The organism is Streptomyces sp. NPDC085481 (assembly GCF_044541845.1).
Classification (GTDB): Bacteria; Actinomycetota; Actinomycetes; order Streptomycetales; family Streptomycetaceae; genus Streptomyces.
Genome location: NZ_JBITTJ010000003.1, coordinates 148284 through 168653, shown reverse-complemented (window position 1 = coordinate 168653; position 20370 = coordinate 148284). Strand labels below are relative to the sequence as shown.

19 protein-coding genes are annotated in these 20370 nt (G+C 70.9%); 16 read left to right on the top strand and 3 right to left on the bottom strand.

The genetic code is table 11. From position 1 onward, the window contains the following. Positions 1-6 precede the first annotated feature (6 nt). Positions 7-1983, top strand: a complete 1977-nt coding sequence (gene thrS / locus ACIGEZ_RS09495) for a threonine--tRNA ligase (protein ID WP_399827954.1) — start codon at positions 7-9, stop codon at positions 1981-1983. Positions 1984-2033: 50 nt separating this feature from the next. On the opposite strand, the gene ACIGEZ_RS09490 is transcribed toward thrS, so the two are convergent. Further along, positions 2034-2732 (bottom strand): potassium channel family protein, encoded by a 699-nt coding sequence (locus tag ACIGEZ_RS09490; RefSeq protein WP_399827952.1) that lies wholly within the window; start codon positions 2730-2732, stop codon positions 2034-2036. Between the two features lie 65 nt (positions 2733-2797). Here ACIGEZ_RS09490 and ACIGEZ_RS09485 point away from each other — a divergent pair, with 65 nt between their 5' ends. Next, positions 2798-3361 (top strand): HIT family protein, encoded by a 564-nt coding sequence (locus ACIGEZ_RS09485; protein ID WP_399827949.1) that lies wholly within the window; start codon positions 2798-2800, stop codon positions 3359-3361. A 16-nt stretch (positions 3362-3377) separates the two neighbouring features. Here the strand turns inward: ACIGEZ_RS09485 and ACIGEZ_RS09480 are convergent, their stop codons facing one another. Beyond that, on the bottom strand, positions 3378-5036 hold the full coding sequence (locus ACIGEZ_RS09480; protein ID WP_399827947.1) for a hypothetical protein: 1659 nt from the start codon (positions 5034-5036) through the stop codon (positions 3378-3380). Positions 5037-5259: 223 nt separating this feature from the next. Continuing rightward, entirely contained in the window at positions 5260-7467 is a 2208-nt protein-coding gene (locus ACIGEZ_RS09475; protein ID WP_399827945.1) for an elongation factor G-like protein EF-G2, read from the bottom strand. A 291-nt stretch (positions 7468-7758) separates the two neighbouring features. On the opposite strand from ACIGEZ_RS09475, the gene pgsA reads away from it, so the two are divergent. From pgsA to ACIGEZ_RS09405, 14 genes are all read left to right on the top strand, one after another. Beyond that, positions 7759-8418 (top strand): phosphatidylinositol phosphate synthase, encoded by a 660-nt coding sequence (gene pgsA / locus ACIGEZ_RS09470; protein WP_399827943.1) that lies wholly within the window; start codon positions 7759-7761, stop codon positions 8416-8418. Beyond that, on the top strand, positions 8415-9335 hold the full coding sequence (locus ACIGEZ_RS09465) for a phosphatidylinositol mannoside acyltransferase (RefSeq protein WP_399827940.1): 921 nt from the start codon (positions 8415-8417) through the stop codon (positions 9333-9335). The genes pgsA and ACIGEZ_RS09465 overlap by 4 nt, the downstream gene beginning before the upstream one ends. After that, a complete protein-coding gene (locus ACIGEZ_RS09460) occupies positions 9332-10486 on the top strand; it encodes a glycosyltransferase family 4 protein (protein WP_399827938.1) in 1155 nt (384 codons plus the stop codon). The genes ACIGEZ_RS09465 and ACIGEZ_RS09460 overlap by 4 nt, the downstream gene beginning before the upstream one ends. A 169-nt stretch (positions 10487-10655) precedes the next feature. Continuing rightward, positions 10656-11198 carry a hypothetical protein gene (locus ACIGEZ_RS09455; RefSeq protein ID WP_399827935.1) on the top strand — a complete coding sequence of 181 codons (543 nt, stop codon included), beginning with the start codon at positions 10656-10658 and terminating at the stop codon, positions 11196-11198. A 123-nt stretch (positions 11199-11321) separates the two neighbouring features. Next, complete coding sequence (gene pdxS, locus ACIGEZ_RS09450; protein WP_399827932.1) at positions 11322-12236, top strand: pyridoxal 5'-phosphate synthase lyase subunit PdxS; 915 nt, start codon at positions 11322-11324, stop codon at positions 12234-12236. Continuing rightward, the gene (gene pdxT / locus ACIGEZ_RS09445; RefSeq protein WP_399827929.1) at positions 12236-12823 is read left to right on the top strand and encodes a pyridoxal 5'-phosphate synthase glutaminase subunit PdxT; all 588 of its coding nucleotides are present in this window, start codon (positions 12236-12238) and stop codon (positions 12821-12823) included. Before pdxS ends, pdxT begins: the two co-directional genes overlap by 1 nt. 62 nt (positions 12824-12885) lie before the next feature. Then, positions 12886-13638 carry a YebC/PmpR family DNA-binding transcriptional regulator gene (locus ACIGEZ_RS09440; protein WP_399827927.1) on the top strand — a complete coding sequence of 251 codons (753 nt, stop codon included), beginning with the start codon at positions 12886-12888 and terminating at the stop codon, positions 13636-13638. A gap of 111 nt (positions 13639-13749) precedes the next feature. Next, the gene (gene ruvC, locus ACIGEZ_RS09435; protein WP_399827925.1) at positions 13750-14280 is read left to right on the top strand and encodes a crossover junction endodeoxyribonuclease RuvC; all 531 of its coding nucleotides are present in this window, start codon (positions 13750-13752) and stop codon (positions 14278-14280) included. Continuing rightward, entirely contained in the window at positions 14277-14909 is a 633-nt protein-coding gene (ruvA, locus tag ACIGEZ_RS09430) for a Holliday junction branch migration protein RuvA (RefSeq protein ID WP_399827923.1), read from the top strand. The genes ruvC and ruvA overlap by 4 nt, the downstream gene beginning before the upstream one ends. 30 nt (positions 14910-14939) lie before the next feature. After that, complete coding sequence (ruvB, locus tag ACIGEZ_RS09425; protein WP_399827921.1) at positions 14940-16019, top strand: Holliday junction branch migration DNA helicase RuvB; 1080 nt, start codon at positions 14940-14942, stop codon at positions 16017-16019. A gap of 179 nt (positions 16020-16198) precedes the next feature. Continuing rightward, entirely contained in the window at positions 16199-16633 is a 435-nt protein-coding gene (gene yajC, locus ACIGEZ_RS09420; RefSeq protein ID WP_399828682.1) for a preprotein translocase subunit YajC, read from the top strand. A 145-nt stretch (positions 16634-16778) separates the two neighbouring features. Continuing rightward, entirely contained in the window at positions 16779-18554 is a 1776-nt protein-coding gene (gene secD / locus ACIGEZ_RS09415) for a protein translocase subunit SecD (protein WP_399827919.1), read from the top strand. 1 nt (position 18555) lies between these two features. Next, positions 18556-19638, top strand: a complete 1083-nt coding sequence (gene secF / locus ACIGEZ_RS09410; RefSeq protein ID WP_399827916.1) for a protein translocase subunit SecF — start codon at positions 18556-18558, stop codon at positions 19636-19638. Next, entirely contained in the window at positions 19635-20186 is a 552-nt protein-coding gene (locus ACIGEZ_RS09405; protein ID WP_399827913.1) for an adenine phosphoribosyltransferase, read from the top strand. Before secF ends, ACIGEZ_RS09405 begins: the two co-directional genes overlap by 4 nt. Positions 20187-20370: the final 184 nt, after the last annotated feature.

The following is a 20370-nucleotide window of genomic DNA, read 5'->3' as shown; positions in this document are numbered from 1 at the left end:
GCACCCGTGTCCGAAGTCCGTGTGACCGTCCAGTCCGCCTCGGGATCTGAGGAGAGGACGGTGAGCGCGGGCACCACGGCCGGCGCCCTGTTCGCCGACGACCGCACCATCATCGCCGCCCGAGTCGCGGGCGAGCTGAAGGACCTGTCGTACGAGATCGCCGACGGCGAGGTCGTCGAAGGCGTCGAGATCTCCTCCGAGGACGGTCTGAACATCCTGCGCCACTCCACCGCGCACGTGATGGCCCAGGCCGTGCAGGAGCTCTTCCCCGAGGCCAAGCTGGGCATCGGCCCGCCGGTCCGGGACGGCTTCTACTACGACTTCGACGTCGAGAAGCCGTTCACGCCCGAGGATCTCAAGGCCGTCGAGAAGAAGATGCAGGAGATCCAGAAGCGCGGCCAGCGCTTCGCCCGCCGCGTCGTGACCGACGAGGAGGCCCGCGAGGAGCTCGCGGCCGAGCCGTACAAGCTGGAGCTCATCGGCATCAAGGGCGCCGCGTCGACCGACGACGGCGCGAACGTCGAGGTGGGCGGCGGCGAGCTGACCATCTACGACAACCTGGACGCCAAGACGGGCGAGCTGTGCTGGAAGGACCTCTGCCGCGGTCCGCACCTGCCCACCACCCGCAACATCCCCGCGTTCAAGCTCATGCGCAACGCCGCCGCCTACTGGCGCGGCAGCGAGAAGAACCCGATGCTCCAGCGCATCTACGGCACCGCGTGGCCGTCGAAGGAGGAGCTGAAGGCCCACCTCGACTTCCTCGCCGAGGCCGAGAAGCGCGACCACCGCAAGCTCGGCAACGAGCTCGACCTCTTCTCCATCCCGGACGAGATCGGCTCCGGCCTCGCGGTCTTCCACCCCAAGGGCGGCATCATCCGCCGGGTCATGGAGGACTACTCGCGCCGCCGGCACGAGGAGGAGGGCTACGAGTTCGTCTACTCGCCGCACGCCACCAAGGGCAAGCTCTTCGAGAAGTCCGGTCACCTCGACTGGTACGCCGAGGGCATGTACCCGCCCATGCAGCTCGACGAGGGCGTGGACTACTACCTCAAGCCCATGAACTGCCCGATGCACAACCTGATCTTCGACGCGCGCGGGCGCTCCTACCGTGAGCTGCCGCTGCGGCTGTTCGAGTTCGGCACCGTGTACCGGTACGAGAAGTCCGGCGTCGTGCACGGTCTGACCCGGGCCCGCGGCTTCACCCAGGACGACGCGCACATCTACTGCACCCGCGAGCAGATGGCGGACGAGCTCGACAAGACGCTCACCTTCGTCCTGAACCTGCTCCGCGACTACGGTCTGACCGACTTCTACCTGGAGCTGTCCACCAAGGACCCGGAGAAGTACGTCGGTTCGGACGAGGTGTGGGAGGAGGCCACCGCGGTCCTCCAGCAGGTCGCCGAGAAGCAGGGCCTGCCGCTGACCCCCGACCCGGGCGGCGCCGCCTTCTACGGCCCGAAGATCTCGGTGCAGGCCCGTGACGCCATCGGCCGTACCTGGCAGATGTCGACCGTGCAGCTCGACTTCAACCTGCCGGAGCGCTTCGACCTGGAGTACACCTCGCCGGACGGCACCAAGCAGCGCCCGGTCATGATCCACCGTGCCCTGTTCGGCTCGATCGAGCGGTTCTTCGCGGTGCTCCTGGAGCACTACGCGGGCGCCTTCCCGGCCTGGCTGGCCCCGGTGCAGGCGACCGGCATCCCGATCGGCGACGCGCACGTGGAGTACCTGCAGGAGTTCGCCGCCAAGGCGAAGAAGCAGGGGCTGCGGGTGGAGGTGGACGCCTCCTCCGACCGGATGCAGAAGAAGATCAGGAACGCGCAGAAGCAGAAGGTGCCGTTCATGATCATCGCGGGTGACGAGGACATGGCCGCCGGCGCGGTCTCCTTCCGCTACCGCGACGGCTCGCAGGAGAACGGCATCCCCGCCGACGAGGCCATCGCCAAGATCGCCAAGATCGTCGAGGACCGCGTCCAGGTCTGAGGGCCGTAGCAGTCCGAGGAGCGTAGGAGTCCGAGGACCGCAGGAGGCGATCAGGAGGCCCCCGGGGAACCCCCCGGGGGCCTCCCGCCGTCCCCGCGCTCGTCCTCCCGCGTGAACACCTGGATCAGCCACGACGAGAACGAACCCGTCACCGCGCCCAGCAGGGCCAGGCCGCAGGCCATGACGCCCACCGCCACCACTCGGCCCATCGGGGTCACCGGCGTCACGTCCCCGTAGCCCACCGTCGACAGCGTCGCGCAGACCCACCAGACGGCGTCGCCGAAGGTGCGGATGGTCGCGCCGGGGGCGTCGTGCTCGTAGTGGTAGACGGTGAGCGCCCCCGCGAAGCCGAGCAGGGTCGCCGAGAGGCCCGCGTACGCCATCACCCGGGCGTAGAGCGTGAGCCGCGGTTGATGGTGGCGGCGCTGGATCCGGTCGTATGTGCGGACCACCCGCAACGGGCGCAGCAGCGGCAACAGCAACACCACGGTGTCGAGCAGATTTCGGCGTACGAAGCGCAGCGGGCCGAGACGGCTGAGCCGGAGCCGCACCGCGTAGTCGATGACGAAGACCGCCCAGGCGGCGAAGACGAAGGCGAGGGAGAGGTCGCGCCAGCCGGCGGACAGGTCCTGGGCGAGGACGAGCACCGTGTAGCCGCCCAGGTAGACGAGGGAGGCCACCGTCAGCGGTGGCTCCATCAGGAGGTCCCAGCGCTCCTGCTGCGGTGGTGCCGGCGGCCTGTCGCTCATCGGATCAGCATGGCGCCTGCACGGATCTTCCGCCCCGGCGACACGTTCCGAACGGGCGACGCAATATGCTGCTCAGCATGACGACTGAGCCGGAACAGCAGATGGGAGTGGGGACGCAGGACGCGTTCCAGCGCCTGTGGACGCCTCACCGGATGGCCTACATCCAGGGCGAGAACAAGCCGACCGGGCCGGGCGCCGAGGACGGCTGTCCCTTCTGCACCATCCCGGCGAAGTCGGACGAGGACGGCCTGGTGATCGCGCGGGGCCAGAGCGTGTACGCGGTGCTCAACCTCTACCCGTACAACGGTGGTCACCTGATGGTCGTCCCGTACCGCCATGTCGCCGACTACACCGATCTCGACCGGGCCGAGACCGCCGAGCTGGCGGAGTTCACCAAGCGGGCCATGGTCGCGCTGCGCGCCGCGTCCGGTGCGCACGGCTTCAACATCGGCATGAACCAGGGCACCGTCGCCGGGGCGGGCATCGCCGCTCATCTGCACCAGCACGTCGTGCCCCGCTGGGGTGGCGACACCAACTTCATGCCGGTGGTCGGGCACACGAAGGTGCTGCCGCAGCTGCTCGCGGACACCCGGAAGATGCTGGCCGACGCGTGGCCGGCCGGCATCTGATCCGTACGGATCCCCCTTACGCGTCGTAGAGGTCGGCCTTCTTCGGGCCGGGGTCCTGGACGCCGCCGCTGAGGATCAGCGAACGGTTGGTGAAGCGTTCCGTGTCCACGTTGTGGTCGTCGAGGACCTTGAGGGTCGCGGCGTGGACCGCCCGCAGCACCGGCGTGGCCGCGCGGATGGCGTCGTCGGCCATGAAGCGGTGGCGCCAGGGCTGGCCGGCCCAGGCGTGCCGCAGGCCGAACGGCTCGGGCAGGACCAGTTTGCCGCCGAGGAAGTCCAGGACCGGCGGGAACCAGGTGAGGGGCGCGCGGACGGCCTGGCGCACGACGTCGTCGGTGCCGGTCACCGGCAGCTTGATCTCCTTGGTCTCCCAGAACCTGACGGTCTTGGAGACCTCCTTGGTCTTGGCCTTGGGCTTGGTGGTGAACAGGCCGTGGACGGGGCCGAGGGCGTGTCCGGTGACCTCCACGCGCAGGGTGTGGTGGAGCGAGGTGACGGTCACCATCATGGTGAGGACCAGCTGGCCGTCCCAGAGGGTGAACTGGACGCCCAGGTAGTGGCGGTTGCCGGCGCCGAACTGCTGGTCGTTGCAGATGCGCTGTATCTCGTGCGGCTTCACCTGGTAGGCGACGATGTTCTCGCCCTCGGGGCGGGCGACCTCGTCGGCGCCCTCGCCGACGGGCGAGACGATCCAGTGCTTGACCGTGGGCTTGGGGAAGCCGGTCTTGAGCGAGCCGCGCTCCAGGAGGGTCAGCTGCGTGTGGATCTGGCGGACGACGTCCCAGGCGCGGAAGTCGTGGATCTCCTTGCCGTCGCGGGGGATCAGCTCCTCGGCGAGGGTCCAGCTGCCCCAGCGGGTGCCCATGCCCAGTATCCCCTTGGGGCCCGCGTAGAAGACGATGTTGGACTGCTGCTCGGCGCCGAGCTTCTCCAGGTTCAGCCGCAGCTCCTCGGCTGTCTTCTCGGTCGGGTCCTTGGGCACGGCCTCGGGGACGGCGGCACCGAGGCCGCCGCCGCTGAGCAGCGAGGTCCAGCGCTCGCGGAGGTCGACCGCGGTGTTCTCGCAGATCCGGCGGGCCAGCAACCAGCCGACGACGGGTGCCACGATCATGGCGCGGAGGTAGTTGGGCAGGACACCGTCGAAGGGCAGCCGGAGCAGGACGAGCACGGCGAGGAGGCCCGCGGCGACGAGCACGGCGGTGCCGATGGCGCTGGTGCGCCTGTTGTCGGAGCCTGCGGCGATCCGGCGCAGCTGGATCACGCCGAGCCAGAGCAGCAGGCCGGGCAGGAACAGCAGGCCGAAGACGACGGTCACCAGGGTCAGTTTCACGTCGCGCTGCCTGCGGATGCCGGTGGCGGCCAGGCAGTGCTCGACGACGGGCTGGGGGTCCGCGCCGAAGGACTGGATCAGCGGCTTGCGGGCGCCGCCGAGCATGCGTACCTGGACGGCGCGGGAGAAGGCCTCGCCGAGGTCGGGGCGGAAGAGCTTGTGCCACTTGCCTGGCTTGACCGTGGACCTGTGCCAGTCGTTGTCGGCCTCGAGGATCGCCTCGACGGGGCTGTCGCGGTACGCGGCGGAGGCGAGGGCATGGGTCGCCGCCGTCTGTGCGTCCGAGCCCTGAAGGGGAATCTGCGCCCCGGGTCCGAAACTGCCGATCGTCACTGCCGCCCCCATCGCCGCGGTTCCCTGTGCGGGCTGTTCCCAACTGCCGCGCCCCGCACACCTTCTGAGCTGGGCACCACAGCGTAACCGGGTGGCGACGGATGCGTCACGGGAGTGGGCCGAGGCGGCCGAATGCCGCCCGCCGTAGGGGAGTTGGACGGGCGGCATCGGCTGTCAGGACGTCAGTTCCCGGACGCGATCGCTTTCCGGTCGGTCACGATCCCTGCAAGGCCGGTCACGATCCCTTTCCGGCCTGGTCCCTGATCTTGTCCGCCAGGTGCGGGGGCATCGCCTCGTGCCGGGCGTACGCACGGTCGAAGCTGCCGGTGCCGTGCGAGACGGAGCGCAGGTCGACCGCGTACCGTCCGATCTCGATCTCGGGCACCTCCGCGCGCACCAGGGTCCGGCCCGGTCCGGCCTGTTCGGTGCCGACCACGCGGCCGCGCCGCCCGGACAGGTCGCTCATCACCGGGCCGACGTAGTCGTCGGGGACGAGCACCTGGACCTCGGCCACGGGTTCCAGGAGGTGGATCGGCACCTCGGCGGCCGCCTCGCGCAGGGCGAGGGCGCCGGCCGTCTGGAAGGCGGCGTCGGAGGAGTCGACCGAGTGGGCCTTGCCGTCGCGCAGGGTGACCCGGATGTCGACCAGGGGGTAGCCGGCGGCGACCCCGCGGGCGGCCTGGGCGCGGATGCCCTTCTCGACGGAGGGGATGAACTGGCGGGGTACGGCGCCGCCGACCACCTTGTCGACGAACTCGATGCCGCTGCCGGGCGGCAGCGGCTCGACGTCGATCTCGCAGATGGCGTACTGGCCGTGCCCGCCCGACTGCTTGACGTGCCGGCCGCGCCCGGCGGAGGCCCCGCCGAAGGTCTCGCGCAGCGAGACCTTGTGCGGCACGGTGTCGACCTGGACGCCGAAGCGGCCGCGCAGCCGTTCCAGGGCGACGTCGGCGTGGGCCTCGCCCAGGCACCACAGGACGACCTGGTGGGTGTTCTGGTTCTGTTCGAGCCGCATGGTGGGGTCCTCGGCGACGAGCCGGGCGAGGCCCTGCGAGAGCCGGTCCTCGTCGGCCTTGCTGTGCGCCTCGATGGCCAGCGGCAGAAGCGGCTCGGGCATCGACCACGGTTCCATGAGGAGCGGGTCGTCCTTGGCGGAGAGGGTGTCGCCGGTCTCGGCCCGGGCGAGTTTGCCCACGCAGGCGAGATCGCCGGCGACGCAGTGGGAGAGGGTTCGCTGCTGTTTGCCGAACGGGGAGGTGAGTGCCCCGACGCGCTCGTCCACGTCGTGGTCCTCGTGGCCCCGTTCGGCCAGGCCGTGCCCCGAGACGTGGACGGTCTCGTCCGGCCGCAGGGTGCCGGAGAAGACCCGTACCAGCGAGATCCGCCCCACGTACGGGTCGGAGGAGGTCTTCACGACCTCGGCGACCAGCGGCCCGTCGGGGTCGCAGGCCAGCGCCGGACGCGGTGCGCCGTCGGGGGTGGTGACGGCGGGTGCCTCCCGCTCCAGCGGGGTGGGGAAGCCGCGGGTGATCAGCTCCAGGAGCTCGACCGTGCCGAGTCCCTGCTTGGCGCCGTCCGTCGCCGGGGCGGCCGCGAGCACGGGGTGGAAGGTGCCGCGGGCGACCGCCTTCTCCAGGTCGTCGATCAGGGTCTTGAGGTCGATCTCCTCGCCGCCGAGATAGCGGTCCATCAGGGTCTCGTCCTCGCTCTCGGCGATGATCCCCTCGATCAGCCGGCTGCGGGCCTCGGCGATCAGCGGCCGCTGGGTCTCGTCGGGCGGGTCCTCCTGCCGTACCCCCGAGGAGTAGTCGAAGATCCGCTCGGTGAGCAGCCCGACCAGACCGGTGGCGGGCGCGTGCCCGTCGGCGCCCTCGGCGCCGCGTACGGGCAGGTAGAGCGGGAGTACGGCGTCGGGGTCGTCGCCGCCGAAGAGCGACGCGCAGACCTCGGTGAGCCGGCCGAAGTCGGTGCGGGCCGTGTCGAGGTGGGTGACGACGATGGCCCGGGGCATGCCGACCGCGGCGCACTCCTCCCACACCGCGCGGGTCGAGCCGACGACCGCGTCGGCCTCCTGCGCCGCCGAGACCACGAAGAGGGCCGCGTCCGCCGCGCGCAGACCGGCCCTGAGCTCACCGACGAAGTCGGCGTATCCGGGGGTGTCCAGGAGGTTGATCTTGTACCCGTCCCATTCGACCGGGACGAGGGAGAGCTGTACGGAACGCTGCTGGCGGTGCTCGATCTCGTCGTAGTCGGAGACCGTCCCGCCGTCCTCGACGCGACCGGCCCGGTTGACCGCGCCCGCGGTCTGGGCCAGGGCCTCGACGAGGGTCGTCTTGCCCGATCCGCTGTGGCCGACCAGCACCACGTTCCGTACGGCCGAGGGCCGGTCGGCCGTTGGAGCCCTGCCGGCGGCTCCGGAGTGGGGGTTCGCCTTGTCGCCCATGATGTTCTTCCTCCCGACTGCTTCGTACTCCGTACGGTGAGGTGGGGGGCGCGGGCGCGGGGGAGTGGTGCGGCATGTCGCGCGTCGCGTGCGGCTCCGGCGATGCCCGCGGTTGTCCTTCGAGCTTTGCACCGACGTCACGGTGCGTCCATACGTCGTACCCGGACCGGCCGGTGTCGGGGCCGCCGACGCGGCGAACGGGTGCCGCCGCTCTCGCGGGGGCACGCGTGGCTACGATGGGTGAGCCGGTGGTCGTAGGGGCCGCGCGGCCCACCGAACCTCGGGAAGGCCATGCTGAACAAGTACGCGCGTGCGTTTTTTACGCGTGTCCTCACACCGTTCGCCGCGTTTCTGCTCCGCCGGGGCGTCAGCCCCGACGCCGTCACGCTCATCGGTACCGCCGGGGTGGTGGCCGGCGCGCTGGTCTTCTTCCCCCGCGGGGAGTTCTTCTGGGGCACGATCGTCATCACGTTGTTCGTCTTCTCGGACCTCGTCGACGGCAACATGGCCCGGCAGGCCGGCATCTCCAGCCGGTGGGGTGCGTTCCTCGACTCGACCCTCGACCGGGTCGCCGACGGGGCGATCTTCGGCGGTTTCGCCCTCTGGTACGCGGGCAAGGGCGACGACAACGTGCTGTGCGCCGTCGCGATCTTCTGCCTGGCCAGCGGCCAGGTCGTCTCGTACACCAAGGCGCGCGGCGAGTCGATCGGTCTGCCGGTGGCCGTCAACGGTCTGGTCGAGCGGGCCGAGCGGCTGGTGATCTCGCTGGTAGCGGCCGGTCTCGCCGGGCTGCACGGCTTCGGCGTCCCCGGCATCCAGGTGCTGCTGCCGATCGCCCTGTGGATCGTGGCGGCGGGCTCCGCGGTGACGCTGGGGCAGCGGGTCGTGACGGTGCGCAGGGAGTCGGCGGAGGCGGACGCCGCCGCCCGGGGGAGCGAGGCGGCATCGTGAGCGGACCGAAGGACGGCGGGTTCAAGGACAGGCTGAGCGACCGGCTGTACGGGCTCGGCTGGGCGACCGTCAAGAAGCTGCCCGAGCCGGTCGCCAGGGGCCTCGGCCGGCGGATCGCCGACACCGCCTGGAAGCGGCGCGGCAAGAGCGTCCTGCGCCTGGAGTCCAACCTGGCGCGGGTCGTGCCCGACGCGTCCCCGGAGCGGCTGGCCGAGCTGTCGAAGGCCGGCATGCGCTCGTACATGCGCTACTGGATGGAGTCCTTCCGGCTGCCCACCTGGAGCAAGGAGCGGGCGGCCGGCAGCTTCGACCCCAAGGACGTCCACCATCTGACGGACGCCCTCGCCTCCGAGCACGGAGTCATCCTCGCCCTGCCCCACATGGGCAACTGGGACCTCGCCGGCGTGTGGGTGACCCGCGCCCTGGGCGTTCCCTTCACCACGGTCGCCGAGCGGCTCAAGCCCGAGACGCTGTACGACCGGTTCGTCGCCTACCGCGAGTCCCTCGGCATGGAGGTGCTGCCGCACACCGGCGGCGCCGCCTTCGGGACGCTGGCGCGGCGGCTGCGGGCCGGGGGGCTGGTCTGTCTGGTCGCCGACCGTGACCTGTCGTCCTCCGGCGTGGAGGTCGACTTCTTCGGCGAGAAGACGCGGATGCCTGCGGGGCCCGCGATGCTCGCCCAGCAGACCGGGGCGCTGCTGCTGCCCGTGACGCTGTGGTACGACGACACCGACGTCATGAAGGGGCAGGTACACGCCCCCTTGGACGTGCCCGCGTCGGGTACCCGGGCCGAGAAGACGTCCGTCATGACGCAGGCCCTCGCCGACGCCTTCGCCGGGGGCATCGCGGACCACCCGGAGGACTGGCACATGCTGCAGCGACTGTGGCTCGCGGACCTGGAGGAACGACGCCCTTGAGAATCGGCATCGTCTGCCCGTACTCGTGGGACGTACCGGGCGGCGTCCAGTTCCACATCCGCGATCTCGCCGAGCACCTGATCCGGCTCGGCCACGAGGTCTCCGTCCTGGCGCCTGCCGACGACGAGACCCCGCTGCCGCCGTACGTGGTGTCGGCGGGCCGCGCCGTCCCCGTGCCGTACAACGGCTCGGTCGCCCGGCTCAACTTCGGCTTCCTCTCGGCGGCGCGGGTGCGGCGCTGGCTGCACGACGGCACCTTCGACGTGGTCCACATCCACGAGCCGACCTCGCCGTCGCTGGGGCTGCTCACCTGCTGGGCGGCGCAGGGGCCGATCGTGGCCACCTTCCACACCTCCAACCCCCGCTCGCGGGCGATGATCGCCGCGTATCCGATCCTGCAGCCGGCGCTCGAGAAGATCAGCGCGCGGATCGCGGTCAGCGAGTACGCGCGGCGGACGCTCGTGGAGCACCTGGGGGGCGACGCGGTCGTCATCCCGAACGGCGTCGACGTGGACTTCTTCGCGCGGGCCGAGCCCAGGAAGGAGTGGCAGGGGGGCACGCTGGGGTTCATCGGGCGGATCGACGAGCCCCGTAAGGGGCTTCCGGTGCTGATGAAGGCGCTGCCGAAGATCCTCGCCGAGCGGCCCGGCACCCGACTCCTGGTCGCGGGGCGCGGTGACGAGGTGGAGGCGGTGGCCTCACTGCCGCGCGAGATGCGCTCGCGGGTGGAGTTCCTCGGCATGGTCAGCGACGAGGACAAGGCCCGGCTGCTGCGGAGCGTGGACGTGTACGTGGCGCCCAACACGGGAGGCGAGAGCTTCGGGATCATCCTGGTCGAGGCGCTCTCGGCGGGCGCGCCCGTGCTCGCGGCCGATCTGGACGCCTTCGCCCAGGTCCTCGACCAGGGCGCGGCGGGCGAGCTCTTCGCCAGCGAGGACGCCGACGACCTCGCGGACCGGGCCATCCGGCTGCTGGGCGACGAGGCGCGGCGCGAGCAGCTGCGGGAGCGCGGGTCGGCGCACGTGCGGCGGTTCGACTGGTCGACGGTGGGCGCGGACATCCTCGCCGTGTACGAGACGGTGACGGACGGGGCGGCTTCGGTGGCCACGGACGAGCGGGTGGGCGGTCTTCGGGCGCGGCTGGGGCTGTAGGTCCCGCGCCGCGCCGTGGTGCGGCTTTGTAGGTCCCGCGCCGCGCCGTGGTCCGGCTCGCGGGGAGTGCGGGTCGTCCCGACGCCGGGGCACACCGAGGGGCACCGGCCGCCCGTGACCGGGGGCTTCGGGAAGGGGCGCCGCCACCGCCCCGGTAGCCTGTGCGCCCGTGACCGAAACCCTGATCTGGACCCTTGTCGGGCTGATTCTCATCGGCGTCTACCTGAGCTGGACGGCCGGCCGGCTCGACCGGCTGCACAGCCGGATCGACGCCGCGCGGGCCGCGCTCGACGCGCAGTTGCTGCGGCGGGCCTCGGTCGCGCAGGAGCTGGCCACGTCAGGGGTGCTGGATCCGGCCGCGTCGATCGTGCTGTACGAGGCGGCGCACGCCGCCCGGCAGGCCGAGGAGGATCACCGGGAGGTCGCCGAGAGCGAGCTCAGCCAGGCGTTGCGGGCGGTGTTCGGTGAGCCCGAGCAGGTCGAGCTGGTGCGGGCGGCGCCCGGGGGAGAGGAGGCCGCCCTGGAGCTCGCCGCCGCGGTGCGCCGGGTGCCGATGGCGCGGCGGTTCCACAACGACGCCGTACGGGCCGCGCGGGCGCTGCGGCGCCACCGGAAGGTCCGCTGGTTCCGGCTGGCCGGTCACGCCCCGTTTCCGCTCGCCTTCGAAATGGATGACGAACCGCCCGTTGCGCTTGCGGATCGTCCTGCCTGAGGGCTCATCACCTTCGTAAGCCGAGAAAACGATCCACCGGGTGTGTATTGGCCCTTGATGTGGACCCTGGCCGGCCTGTTTCCTCCTCTTGTCGTCAACCCCGTTGTCACATGTGAGGTACCCGTGTCCACCACGCCTTCCACCACCCCGCAGTCTCCCGAGACCGGCACCGCCCGCGTGAAGCGCGGCATGGCCGAGCAGCTCAAGGGCGGCGTGATCATGGACGTCGTCAACGCCGAGCAGGCCAAGATCGCCGAGGACGCCGGTGCCGTGGCCGTCATGGCCCTGGAGCGGGTCCCGGCCGACATCCGCAAGGACGGCGGCGTCGCCCGGATGTCCGACCCGAACATGATCGAAGAGATCATCGAGGCCGTGTCCATCCCGGTCATGGCCAAGTCCCGGATCGGCCACTTCGTCGAGGCCCAGGTCCTGCAGTCGCTCGGCGTCGACTACATCGACGAGTCCGAGGTCCTCACCCCGGCCGACGAGGTCAACCACTCCGACAAGTGGGCCTTCACCACCCCCTTCGTCTGTGGCGCCACCAACCTGGGCGAGGCCCTGCGCCGCATCGCCGAGGGCGCGGCCATGATCCGGTCCAAGGGCGAGGCCGGCACCGGCAACGTCGTCGAGGCCGTCCGTCACCTGCGCCAGATCAAGAACGAGATCGCCAAGCTGCGCGGCTTCGACAACAACGAGCTGTTCGCCGCCGCCAAGGAGCTGCGCGCCCCGTACGAGCTCGTCAAGGAGGTCGCCGAGCTCGGCAAGCTGCCGGTCGTGCTGTTCTCCGCCGGTGGCGTCGCCACCCCGGCCGACGCCGCCCTGATGCGCCAGCTCGGCGCCGAGGGCGTCTTCGTCGGCTCCGGCATCTTCAAGTCGGGCGACCCGGCCAAGCGCGCCGCCGCCATCGTGAAGGCCACCACCTTCTACGACGACCCGAAGATCATCGCGGACGCCTCCCGCAACCTGGGCGAGGCCATGGTCGGCATCAACTGCGACACCCTGCCCGAGGCCGAGCGCTACGCGAACCGGGGCTGGTAATGACCTCTCCCGTGATCGGTGTCCTGGCTCTCCAGGGCGACGTACGGGAGCACCTGATCGCCCTGGCCGCGGCTGACGCCGTGGCCAGGCCCGTCAGGCGCCCCGAGGAGCTCGCCGAGGTCGACGGCCTGGTCATCCCCGGTGGCGAGTCCACGACCATCTCCAAGCTGGCCGCCCTGTTCGGGCTGACGGAGCCGCTGCGCGAGCGGATCGCGGGCGGCCTGCCCGTGTACGGCACCTGCGCCGGCCTGATCATGCTCGCCGACAAGATCCTCGACCCGCGCTCGGGCCAGGAGACCTTCGGCGGCATCGACATGATCGTGCGCCGCAACGCCTTCGGGCGGCAGAACGAGTCCTTCGAGGCGGGAGTCTCCGTCGCGGGGATCGACACCCCGGTGGAGGGCGTCTTCATCCGTGCTCCCTGGGTGGAGTCGGTCGGCGCCGCGGTCGAGGTTCTGGCCGAGCACGAGGGTCACATCGTCGCCGTACGGCAGGGGCGGATCCTCGCCACCTCGTTCCACCCCGAGCTCACCGGCGATCACCGGATCCACCAGCTGTTCGTCGACATGGTGCGCGACGAGCGGTGAGCCGATCCTTGTAGGATCTCTGGGGTTCGTTCAGAAATGGGTTACGCGAAGGAGACAGGCAGATGTCCGGCCACTCTAAATGGGCTACGACGAAGCACAAGAAGGCCGTGATCGACGCCAAGCGCGGCAAGCTCTTCGCGAAGCTGATCAAGAACATCGAGGTCGCGGCCCGCACCGGAGGCTCCGACCCGGACGGCAACCCCACCCTCTTCGACGCCATCCAGAAGGCGAAGAAGAGCTCGGTCCCGAACAAGAACATCGACTCCGCGGTCAAGCGCGGCGGCGGCCTCGAGGCCGGTGGCGTCGACTACGCGACGATCATGTACGAGGGCTACGGCCCCAACGGCGTCGCCGTGCTGATCGAGTGCCTCACCGACAACCGCAACCGCGCCGCCTCCGACGTGCGCGTCGCCATGACCCGCAACGGCGGCTCCATGGCCGACCCGGGCTCCGTCTCGTACCTGTTCAACCGCAAGGGCGTCGTCGTGCTCCCCAAGGGCGAGCTGAGCGAGGACGACGTCCTGGGCGCGGTGCTCGACGCGGGCGCCGAGGAGGTCAACGACCTCGGCGAGAGCTTCGAGATCATCAGCGAGGCCACCGACCTGGTCGCGGTCCGTACCGCGCTCCAGGAGGCCGGCATCGACTACGACTCGGCCGAGTCCAGCTTCGTCCCGACCATGCAGGTCGAGCTCGACGAAGAGGGCGCGCGCAAGATGTTCAAGCTGATCGACGCCCTCGAAGACAGCGACGACGTGCAGAACGTCTTCGCCAACTTCGACGTCAGCGACGAGATCATGGAGAAGGTCGACGCCTGATCGCGGTCTCTTTCAGCAGCGGGCCGACGGGACACACCCCGTCGGCCCGCTGCGTTGTCGGTGGCAGCCGATAGCCTGCACAAACAGTTGAGCGATCAGGGAGGGGGCGGCGTGCGCGTACTCGGGGTGGACCCGGGGCTCACCCGGTGCGGCGTGGGCGTGGTCGACGGCGTCGCCGGACGGCCGCTGACCATGCTCGGCGTCGGCGTGGTGCGGACCTCCGCCGACGCGGACATCGGCCTGCGCCTGGTCGGCATCGAGCGCGGCATCGAGGAGTGGATCGACCGCTTCCAGCCCGAACTCGTCGCCGTGGAACGGGTGTTCAGCCAGCACAACGTGAGTACGGTGATGGGCACCGCCCAGGCCAGCGCCGTCGCCATGCTGTGCGCCGCCCGCCGCGGCCTGCCCGTCGCCCTGCACACCCCCAGCGAGGTCAAGGCCGCCGTCACCGGCAGCGGCCGCGCCGACAAGGCCCAGGTCGGCACCATGGTCACCCGGCTCCTGCGGCTTTCCGCCCCGCCCAGGCCGGCCGACGCCGCCGACGCCCTGGCCCTGGCCATCTGCCATATCTGGCGCGCCCCCGCCCAGAACCGCCTCCAGCAGGCCGTCGCCCTGCACGCCTCGAAAGGCCGCCCGTCATGATCGCCTTCGTCAGCGGCCCGGTCGCCGCGCTCGCCCCCCAGGCCGCCGTCGTCGAGGTCGGTGGCATCGGCATGGCCGTCCAGTGCACCCCGAACACGATCGCGGGGCTGCGCATCGGCGAACACGCCCGGCTCGCCACCTCGTTGGTCGTGCGGGAGGACTCGCTGACCCTGTACGGCTTCGCCGACGACGACGAGCGCCAGGTGTTCGAACTGCTCCAGACCGCCAGCGGCGTCGGCCCCCGGCTCGCCCAGGCCATGCTCGGCGTGCACAGCCCCGACGCCCTGCGCCTGGCCGTCGCCACCGGTGACGAGAAGGCGCTGACGGCCGTCCCCGGCATCGGCAAGAAGGGCGCCCAGAAACTCCTCCTCGAACTGAAGGACAAGCTCGGCGCACCGCTCGGCAGCAGCGGCCTCGTCGGCGCCCAGCGCGCGGCCGCCCAGGGACCCGCCCCCTGGACTGAACAGCTCTCCGCCGCCCTCATCGGCCTCGGCTACGCGAGCCGGGAGGCCGAGGAGGCCGTCGCCGCCGTCACTCCGCAGGCCGAGGCCGCCCTCGCCGAGACGGGCTCCGCCCCCGTCCCGCAGCTGCTGCGCGCCGCCCTGCAGACCCTCAACCGGGCCCGCTGACACCCCCGTACGACTGAAAAGGCAACCACCGTGAACTGGGACGACGAGACGGCACCGGCCGCCGAGGAGCGCATCGTCGGCGCCTCCGCCGAGGGCGACGACCAGGCCGTCGAGGCCGCGCTGCGCCCCAAGGACCTCAGCGAGTTCGTCGGCCAGGAGAAGGTCCGCCAGCAGCTCGACCTGGTCCTCAAGGCCGCCCGGCAGCGCGGCGCGACCGCCGACCACGTCCTGCTCTCCGGCGCCCCGGGACTCGGCAAGACGACCCTGTCGATGATCATCGCGGCCGAGATGAACGCGCCGATCAGGATCACCAGCGGCCCCGCCATCCAGCACGCCGGCGACCTCGCCGCGATCCTGTCCTCCCTCCAGGAGGGCGAGATCCTCTTCCTCGACGAGATCCACCGGATGTCCCGGCCCGCCGAGGAGATGCTCTACATGGCGATGGAGGACTTCCGCGTCGACGTCATCGTCGGCAAGGGCCCCGGCGCCACCGCCATCCCCCTGGAGCTGCCGCCCTTCACGCTCGTCGGCGCCACCACCCGGGCCGGCCTGCTGCCGCCGCCGCTGCGCGACCGCTTCGGCTTCACCGCCCACATGGAGTTCTACGAGCCGCACGAGCTGGAGCGGGTCATCCGCCGCTCGGCCGGGCTCCTCGACGTCGAGATCGACACCGAAGGCGCAGCCGAGATCGCCGGCCGCTCGCGCGGCACCCCCCGCATCGCCAACCGGCTCCTGCGCCGCGTCCGCGACTACGCCCAGGTCCGCGCCGACGGGGTGATCACCCGCGAGATCGCCGCCGCCGCCCTCGGCGTCTACGAGGTCGACAGCCGCGGCCTCGACCGCCTGGACCGGGCCGTCCTGCAGGCCCTGCTGAAGCTCTTCGGCGGCGGTCCCGTCGGACTCTCGACCCTCGCGGTCGCGGTCGGGGAGGAGCGCGAGACCGTCGAGGAGGTCGCCGAACCCTTCCTCGTACGGGAGGGACTGCTCGCCCGTACGCCCCGTGGCCGGGTCGCCACTCCCGCGGCATGGACCCACCTCGGACTGGTTCCGCCGCAGGCAGCGGGGCCGGGGGCGGCCGGAAGCGGACAACAGGGGCTGTTCGGGGCGTGACGGCGCGGAGACTCGCCCATTAGGGAACCGGGGTGCGATGCTGGGCGTTGTTCCATCGATGCGGACTCGCCTAGACTCCGCCGATGCCGCCCTTATGGTCGGCGCACCCACCCCCGAATCAGGCCGCGCAGTCTTCTCCGGCCTTGCGAAGGAAATTCCGTCCCGTGAATAACATCGGCATGCTCCTCCCGTTCATCGTGCTCATCGGGGCCATGTTCCTCATGACCCGCTCTGCCAAGAAGAAGCAGGCGCAGGCGGTGGAGATGCGCAACCAGCTGCAGCCCGGCACCGGCGTACGCACGATCGGGGGGATGTACGCCACCGTCAAGGAGATCGGTGACGAGACCGTCCTCCTCGAGGTGGCGCCCGGCGTCCACGCGGTCTACGCGAAGAACTCGATCGGCGCCGTCCTGGAGGACGCGGAGTACAACCGCATCGTCCACGGCGACGAGCCGGGCGACGTCGTCCCGGACGACGCCTCCTCGCTGACCGAGGCCGCCGACGAGGCCGCCGAGGACACCACCGAGGGCGTCAAGGCCGACCTCACCAAGAAGACCGACGCTGCCGAGGGCGACAAGGACGGCAAGGCGGACGGCGAGACCGAAGCGAAGTAATCGCGGCCGGAGCCGCGCGTCCGCCGATCCGGCACGCGCGGCTCCCGCATCGGTTTCACGTCTGCGGGGGCAGTCCCCACACACACTTCGTGGCCGTCGCGCGCCCACCCGGCGCGGGGCGGTTTGGACAGGGAGAAACGACAAGGTGGCAGCACCGAAGAAGGGCCGAAGGCCGGCGGGGGGCCAGAGCCGGCCGGGCCGCGCCCTGGCACTCATTCTGATCGCCATGGTCGCGCTCACCGGCGGCATGTTCTGGTCGGGGCACACCACCCCGCGCCTGGGCATCGACCTCGCCGGCGGCACGTCGATCACGCTCAAGGCGAAGGCGGACCCCGGACAGGAGTCCGCCGTCAACGAGACCAACATGAACACCGCGGTCGGCATCATCGAGCGCCGTGTCAACGGTCTGGGTGTCTCGGAAGCCGAGGTCCAGACGCAGGGCCGCGAGAACATCATCGTGAACATCCCCAAGGGGACGAACGAGAAGCAGGCCCGCGAGCAGGTCGGTACCACCGCCCAGCTGTACTTCCGGCCGGTCCTGGCCGTCGCCGCCGCCGAGCAGCCGGCGCCCGACGCCAGCTCCTCCGCGTCGCCGAAGCCCACGGCCTCCGGCTCCGCCGCGCCGAAGCCCACGGCCTCCGGCGCGACCGCGGACAAGGGCAAGAGCACCGCCACCCCGACGGCCACCGCCTCCACCCAGGGCCGTGCCGTCACCGAGGCGCTGAAGGCCCCGAGCCCCACGCCCACCGGCAGCTCCTCGCCGAAGGCGTCCACGACGCCGAAGCCCACCGAGACCGGTGACCCCGCCACCAACGCCCTGCAGCAGAAGTTCGCGGCGCTCAACTGCCTCGACCCCAAGCAGCGCAGCGCCGCGGGTCAGGGCGTCAAGCCGACCGACACCACCGTCGCCTGTGGCAAGAACGCCATCGGCCAGTGGGAGAAGTACCTGCTCGGCCCGGCAGAGGTGGACGGCAAGGACGTCGACGACGCCCAGGGCGTCTTCGACCAGCAGCGCGGCATGTGGATCGTGAACATGGAGTTCACGGGCAGCGGCGCCAAGAAGTTCCAGAAGATCACCAGCAAGCTGTCGACGCAGAGCGAGCCGCAGAACCAGTTCGCGATCGTCCTCGACGGCGAGGTCGTCTCGGCCCCGTCCGTGCGGACCGTCCTCAGCGCCAACGCGGAGATCTCCGGCAGCTTCAACCAGCAGTCGGCCCAGGACCTCGGCAACATCCTGTCGTACGGTGCCCTGCCGCTGTCCTTCGACACCCAGAGCGTCGACACCGTCACCGCCGCCCTCGGCGGCGAGCAGCTCCAGGCGGGTCTGATCGCCGGTGCCATCGGCCTCGCGCTGGTCATCATCTACCTGGTGGTCTACTACCGCGGCCTGTCGCTGATCGCCATCCTCAGCCTCGGCGTCTCGGCCCTGCTCACCTACGTGATCATGGCCCTGCTCGGCCCGGCCATCGGCTTCGCGCTGAACCTGCCGGCCGTCTGTGGCGCCATCGTGGCCATCGGTATCACCGCGGACTCGTTCATCGTGTACTTCGAGCGCATCCGCGACGAGATCCGCGAGGGCCGCACCATGCGTCCGGCCGTCGAGCGCGCCTGGCCGCGGGCCCGGCGCACCATCCTGGTCTCCGACTTCGTGTCGTTCCTGGCCGCGGCGGTGCTCTTCCTCGTCACCGTCGGCAAGGTGCAGGGCTTCGCGTTCACGCTCGGACTGACCACCGTGCTCGACGTCGTCGTGGTGTTCCTCTTCACCAAGCCGGTGATGACGCTGCTCGCCCGCACCACGTTCTTCGGCAACGGTCACAAGTGGTCCGGTCTGGACCCCAAGCGCCTCGGTGCCAAGCCGCCGCTGCGCCGCTCCCGCCGTACGTCCGCCCCCGCTGGCCCTGTCGACCCGAAGGAGGCGTGAGATGTCGAAGCTCGGAGATCTCGGCGCCCGGCTCCACCGAGGTGAGGTCGGCTACGACTTCATCGGCAACCGCAGGATCTGGTACGGCCTGTCGGTCCTGATCACCATCACGGCGATCGTCGCCCTCGCGGTGCGCGGACTGAACATGGGCATCGAGTTCCAGGGCGGCGCCGTCTTCACCACCCCGAAGACGGCCGTCTCGGTCTCCCAGGCCCAGCAGTACGCGGAAGAGGCCTCCGGCCACGACGCCATCGTCCAGCAGCTCGGCAACGACACCCTGCGCATCCAGGTCGGCGGCCTCGACACCGAGAAGTCCGACCAGGTGCGCGCGGAGCTCGCCAAGGACCTGGGCGTCGCCGAGAACAAGATCGCGGCGGAGCTCGTCGGCCCCAGCTGGGGTGAGCAGATCGCCACCAAGGCCTGGACCGGCCTCGGGATCTTCATGATCCTCGTGGTGATCTACCTCGCCATCGCCTTCGAGTGGCGGATGGCCGTCGCGGCGCTCGTCGCGCTCATCCACGACCTCACCATCACCGTCGGCATCTACTCGCTGGTGGGCTTCGAGGTCACGGTCGGTACGGTCATCGGTCTGCTGACGATCCTCGGTTACTCGCTCTACGACACGGTCGTCGTCTTCGACTCGCTCAAGGAGCAGACGAAGGGCATCACCAAGCAGACCCGGTGGACCTTCAGCGACATCGCCAACCGCTCGATCAACAGCACCCTGGTCCGGTCGATCAACACCACGGTCGTCGCCCTGCTGCCGGTCGCCGGTCTGCTCTTCATCGGTGGCGGCGTCCTCGGCGCCGGCATGCTCAACGACATCTCGCTGTCGCTGTTCGTGGGTCTCGCCGCCGGTGCGTACTCCTCGATCTTCATCGCCACCCCGCTCGTCGCCGACCTCAAGGAGCGCGAGCCGGCGATGAAGGCCCTGAAGAAGCGCGTCCTGGCCAAGCGGGCCGCCTCTGCCGCCAAGGGCGAGTCGGCGGACGACCTCGCGGAGGACAACGGCCCCGACGAGGCCGCCGAGGCCGCCGTCGTCGGCCAGGGCCGCCGCGGCCGCCCCTCGGAGCGCCGCGGATGACCGGCGGGGCCCAGCGCACCGCGGAGCTGCTCCTGAGCCGGATCCGGGACGTCCCCGACTATCCGAAGCCGGGCGTGCTGTTCAAGGACATCACGCCGCTGCTCGCGGATCCGGAGGCGTTCGGCGTCCTCACCGACGCCCTCGCCGGGCTCTGCGCCGAGCACGGCGCGACGAAGATCGTCGGCCTGGAGGCGCGCGGGTTCATCCTGGCCGCGCCCGTCGCCGTCCGCGCCGGCCTCGGCTTCATCCCGGTCCGCAAGGCCGGGAAGCTGCCCGGTGCCACCCTGCGGCAGGCGTACGAGCTGGAGTACGGCACCGCCGAGATCGAGGTGCACGCCGAGGACCTGGCCGCGGGCGACCGCGTCATGGTCATCGACGACGTCCTCGCCACCGGCGGAACCGCCGAGGCGTCCCTCGAGCTCATCCGGCGTGCCGGGGCCCAGGTCGCCGGCGTGGCCGTGCTCATGGAGCTCGGCTTCCTGCCGGGCCGGGCCCGCCTGGAGCCCGTCCTGGACGGCGCTCCGCTCACCGCGCTCATCACCGTCTGACACCGTCGGACCCGTACGGGGGCGGCTCGGGAATTCCCCGGGCCGCCCCCGTCGTTTTCCGGACATGCCCCGTATCGGGGCCCGGTGAAGCCCCCGCGGACATCTCAGCCCTCAGGCACGTGAGCACCGAAGCTCCCAGGTCGATACGATGGCCTTTCCGGGCCTGACCGGGGGACCCGGAACC

Bases quoted from the DNA above. Each gene is read 5' to 3' on its own strand.
- ACIGEZ_RS09490 (WP_399827952.1), bottom strand. From the start codon at position 2,732: ATGAGCGACAGGCCGCCGGCACCACCGCAGCAGGAGCGCTGGGACCTC.
- ACIGEZ_RS09485 (WP_399827949.1), top strand. From the start codon at position 2,798: ATGCTGCTCAGCATGACGACTGAGCCGGAACAGCAGATGGGAGTGGGG.
- ACIGEZ_RS09480 (WP_399827947.1), bottom strand. From the start codon at position 5,036: ATGGGGGCGGCAGTGACGATCGGCAGTTTCGGACCCGGGGCGCAGATT.
- ACIGEZ_RS09475 (WP_399827945.1), bottom strand. From the start codon at position 7,467: ATGGGCGACAAGGCGAACCCCCACTCCGGAGCCGCCGGCAGGGCTCCA.
- pgsA (WP_399827943.1), top strand. From the start codon at position 7,759: ATGCTGAACAAGTACGCGCGTGCGTTTTTTACGCGTGTCCTCACACCG.
- pdxT (WP_399827929.1), top strand. From the start codon at position 12,236: ATGACCTCTCCCGTGATCGGTGTCCTGGCTCTCCAGGGCGACGTACGG.
- ACIGEZ_RS09440 (WP_399827927.1), top strand. From the start codon at position 12,886: ATGTCCGGCCACTCTAAATGGGCTACGACGAAGCACAAGAAGGCCGTG.
- ruvA (WP_399827923.1), top strand. From the start codon at position 14,277: ATGATCGCCTTCGTCAGCGGCCCGGTCGCCGCGCTCGCCCCCCAGGCC.
- yajC (WP_399828682.1), top strand. From the start codon at position 16,199: ATGCTCCTCCCGTTCATCGTGCTCATCGGGGCCATGTTCCTCATGACC.
- secF (WP_399827916.1), top strand. From the start codon at position 18,556: ATGTCGAAGCTCGGAGATCTCGGCGCCCGGCTCCACCGAGGTGAGGTC.
- ACIGEZ_RS09405 (WP_399827913.1), top strand. From the start codon at position 19,635: ATGACCGGCGGGGCCCAGCGCACCGCGGAGCTGCTCCTGAGCCGGATC.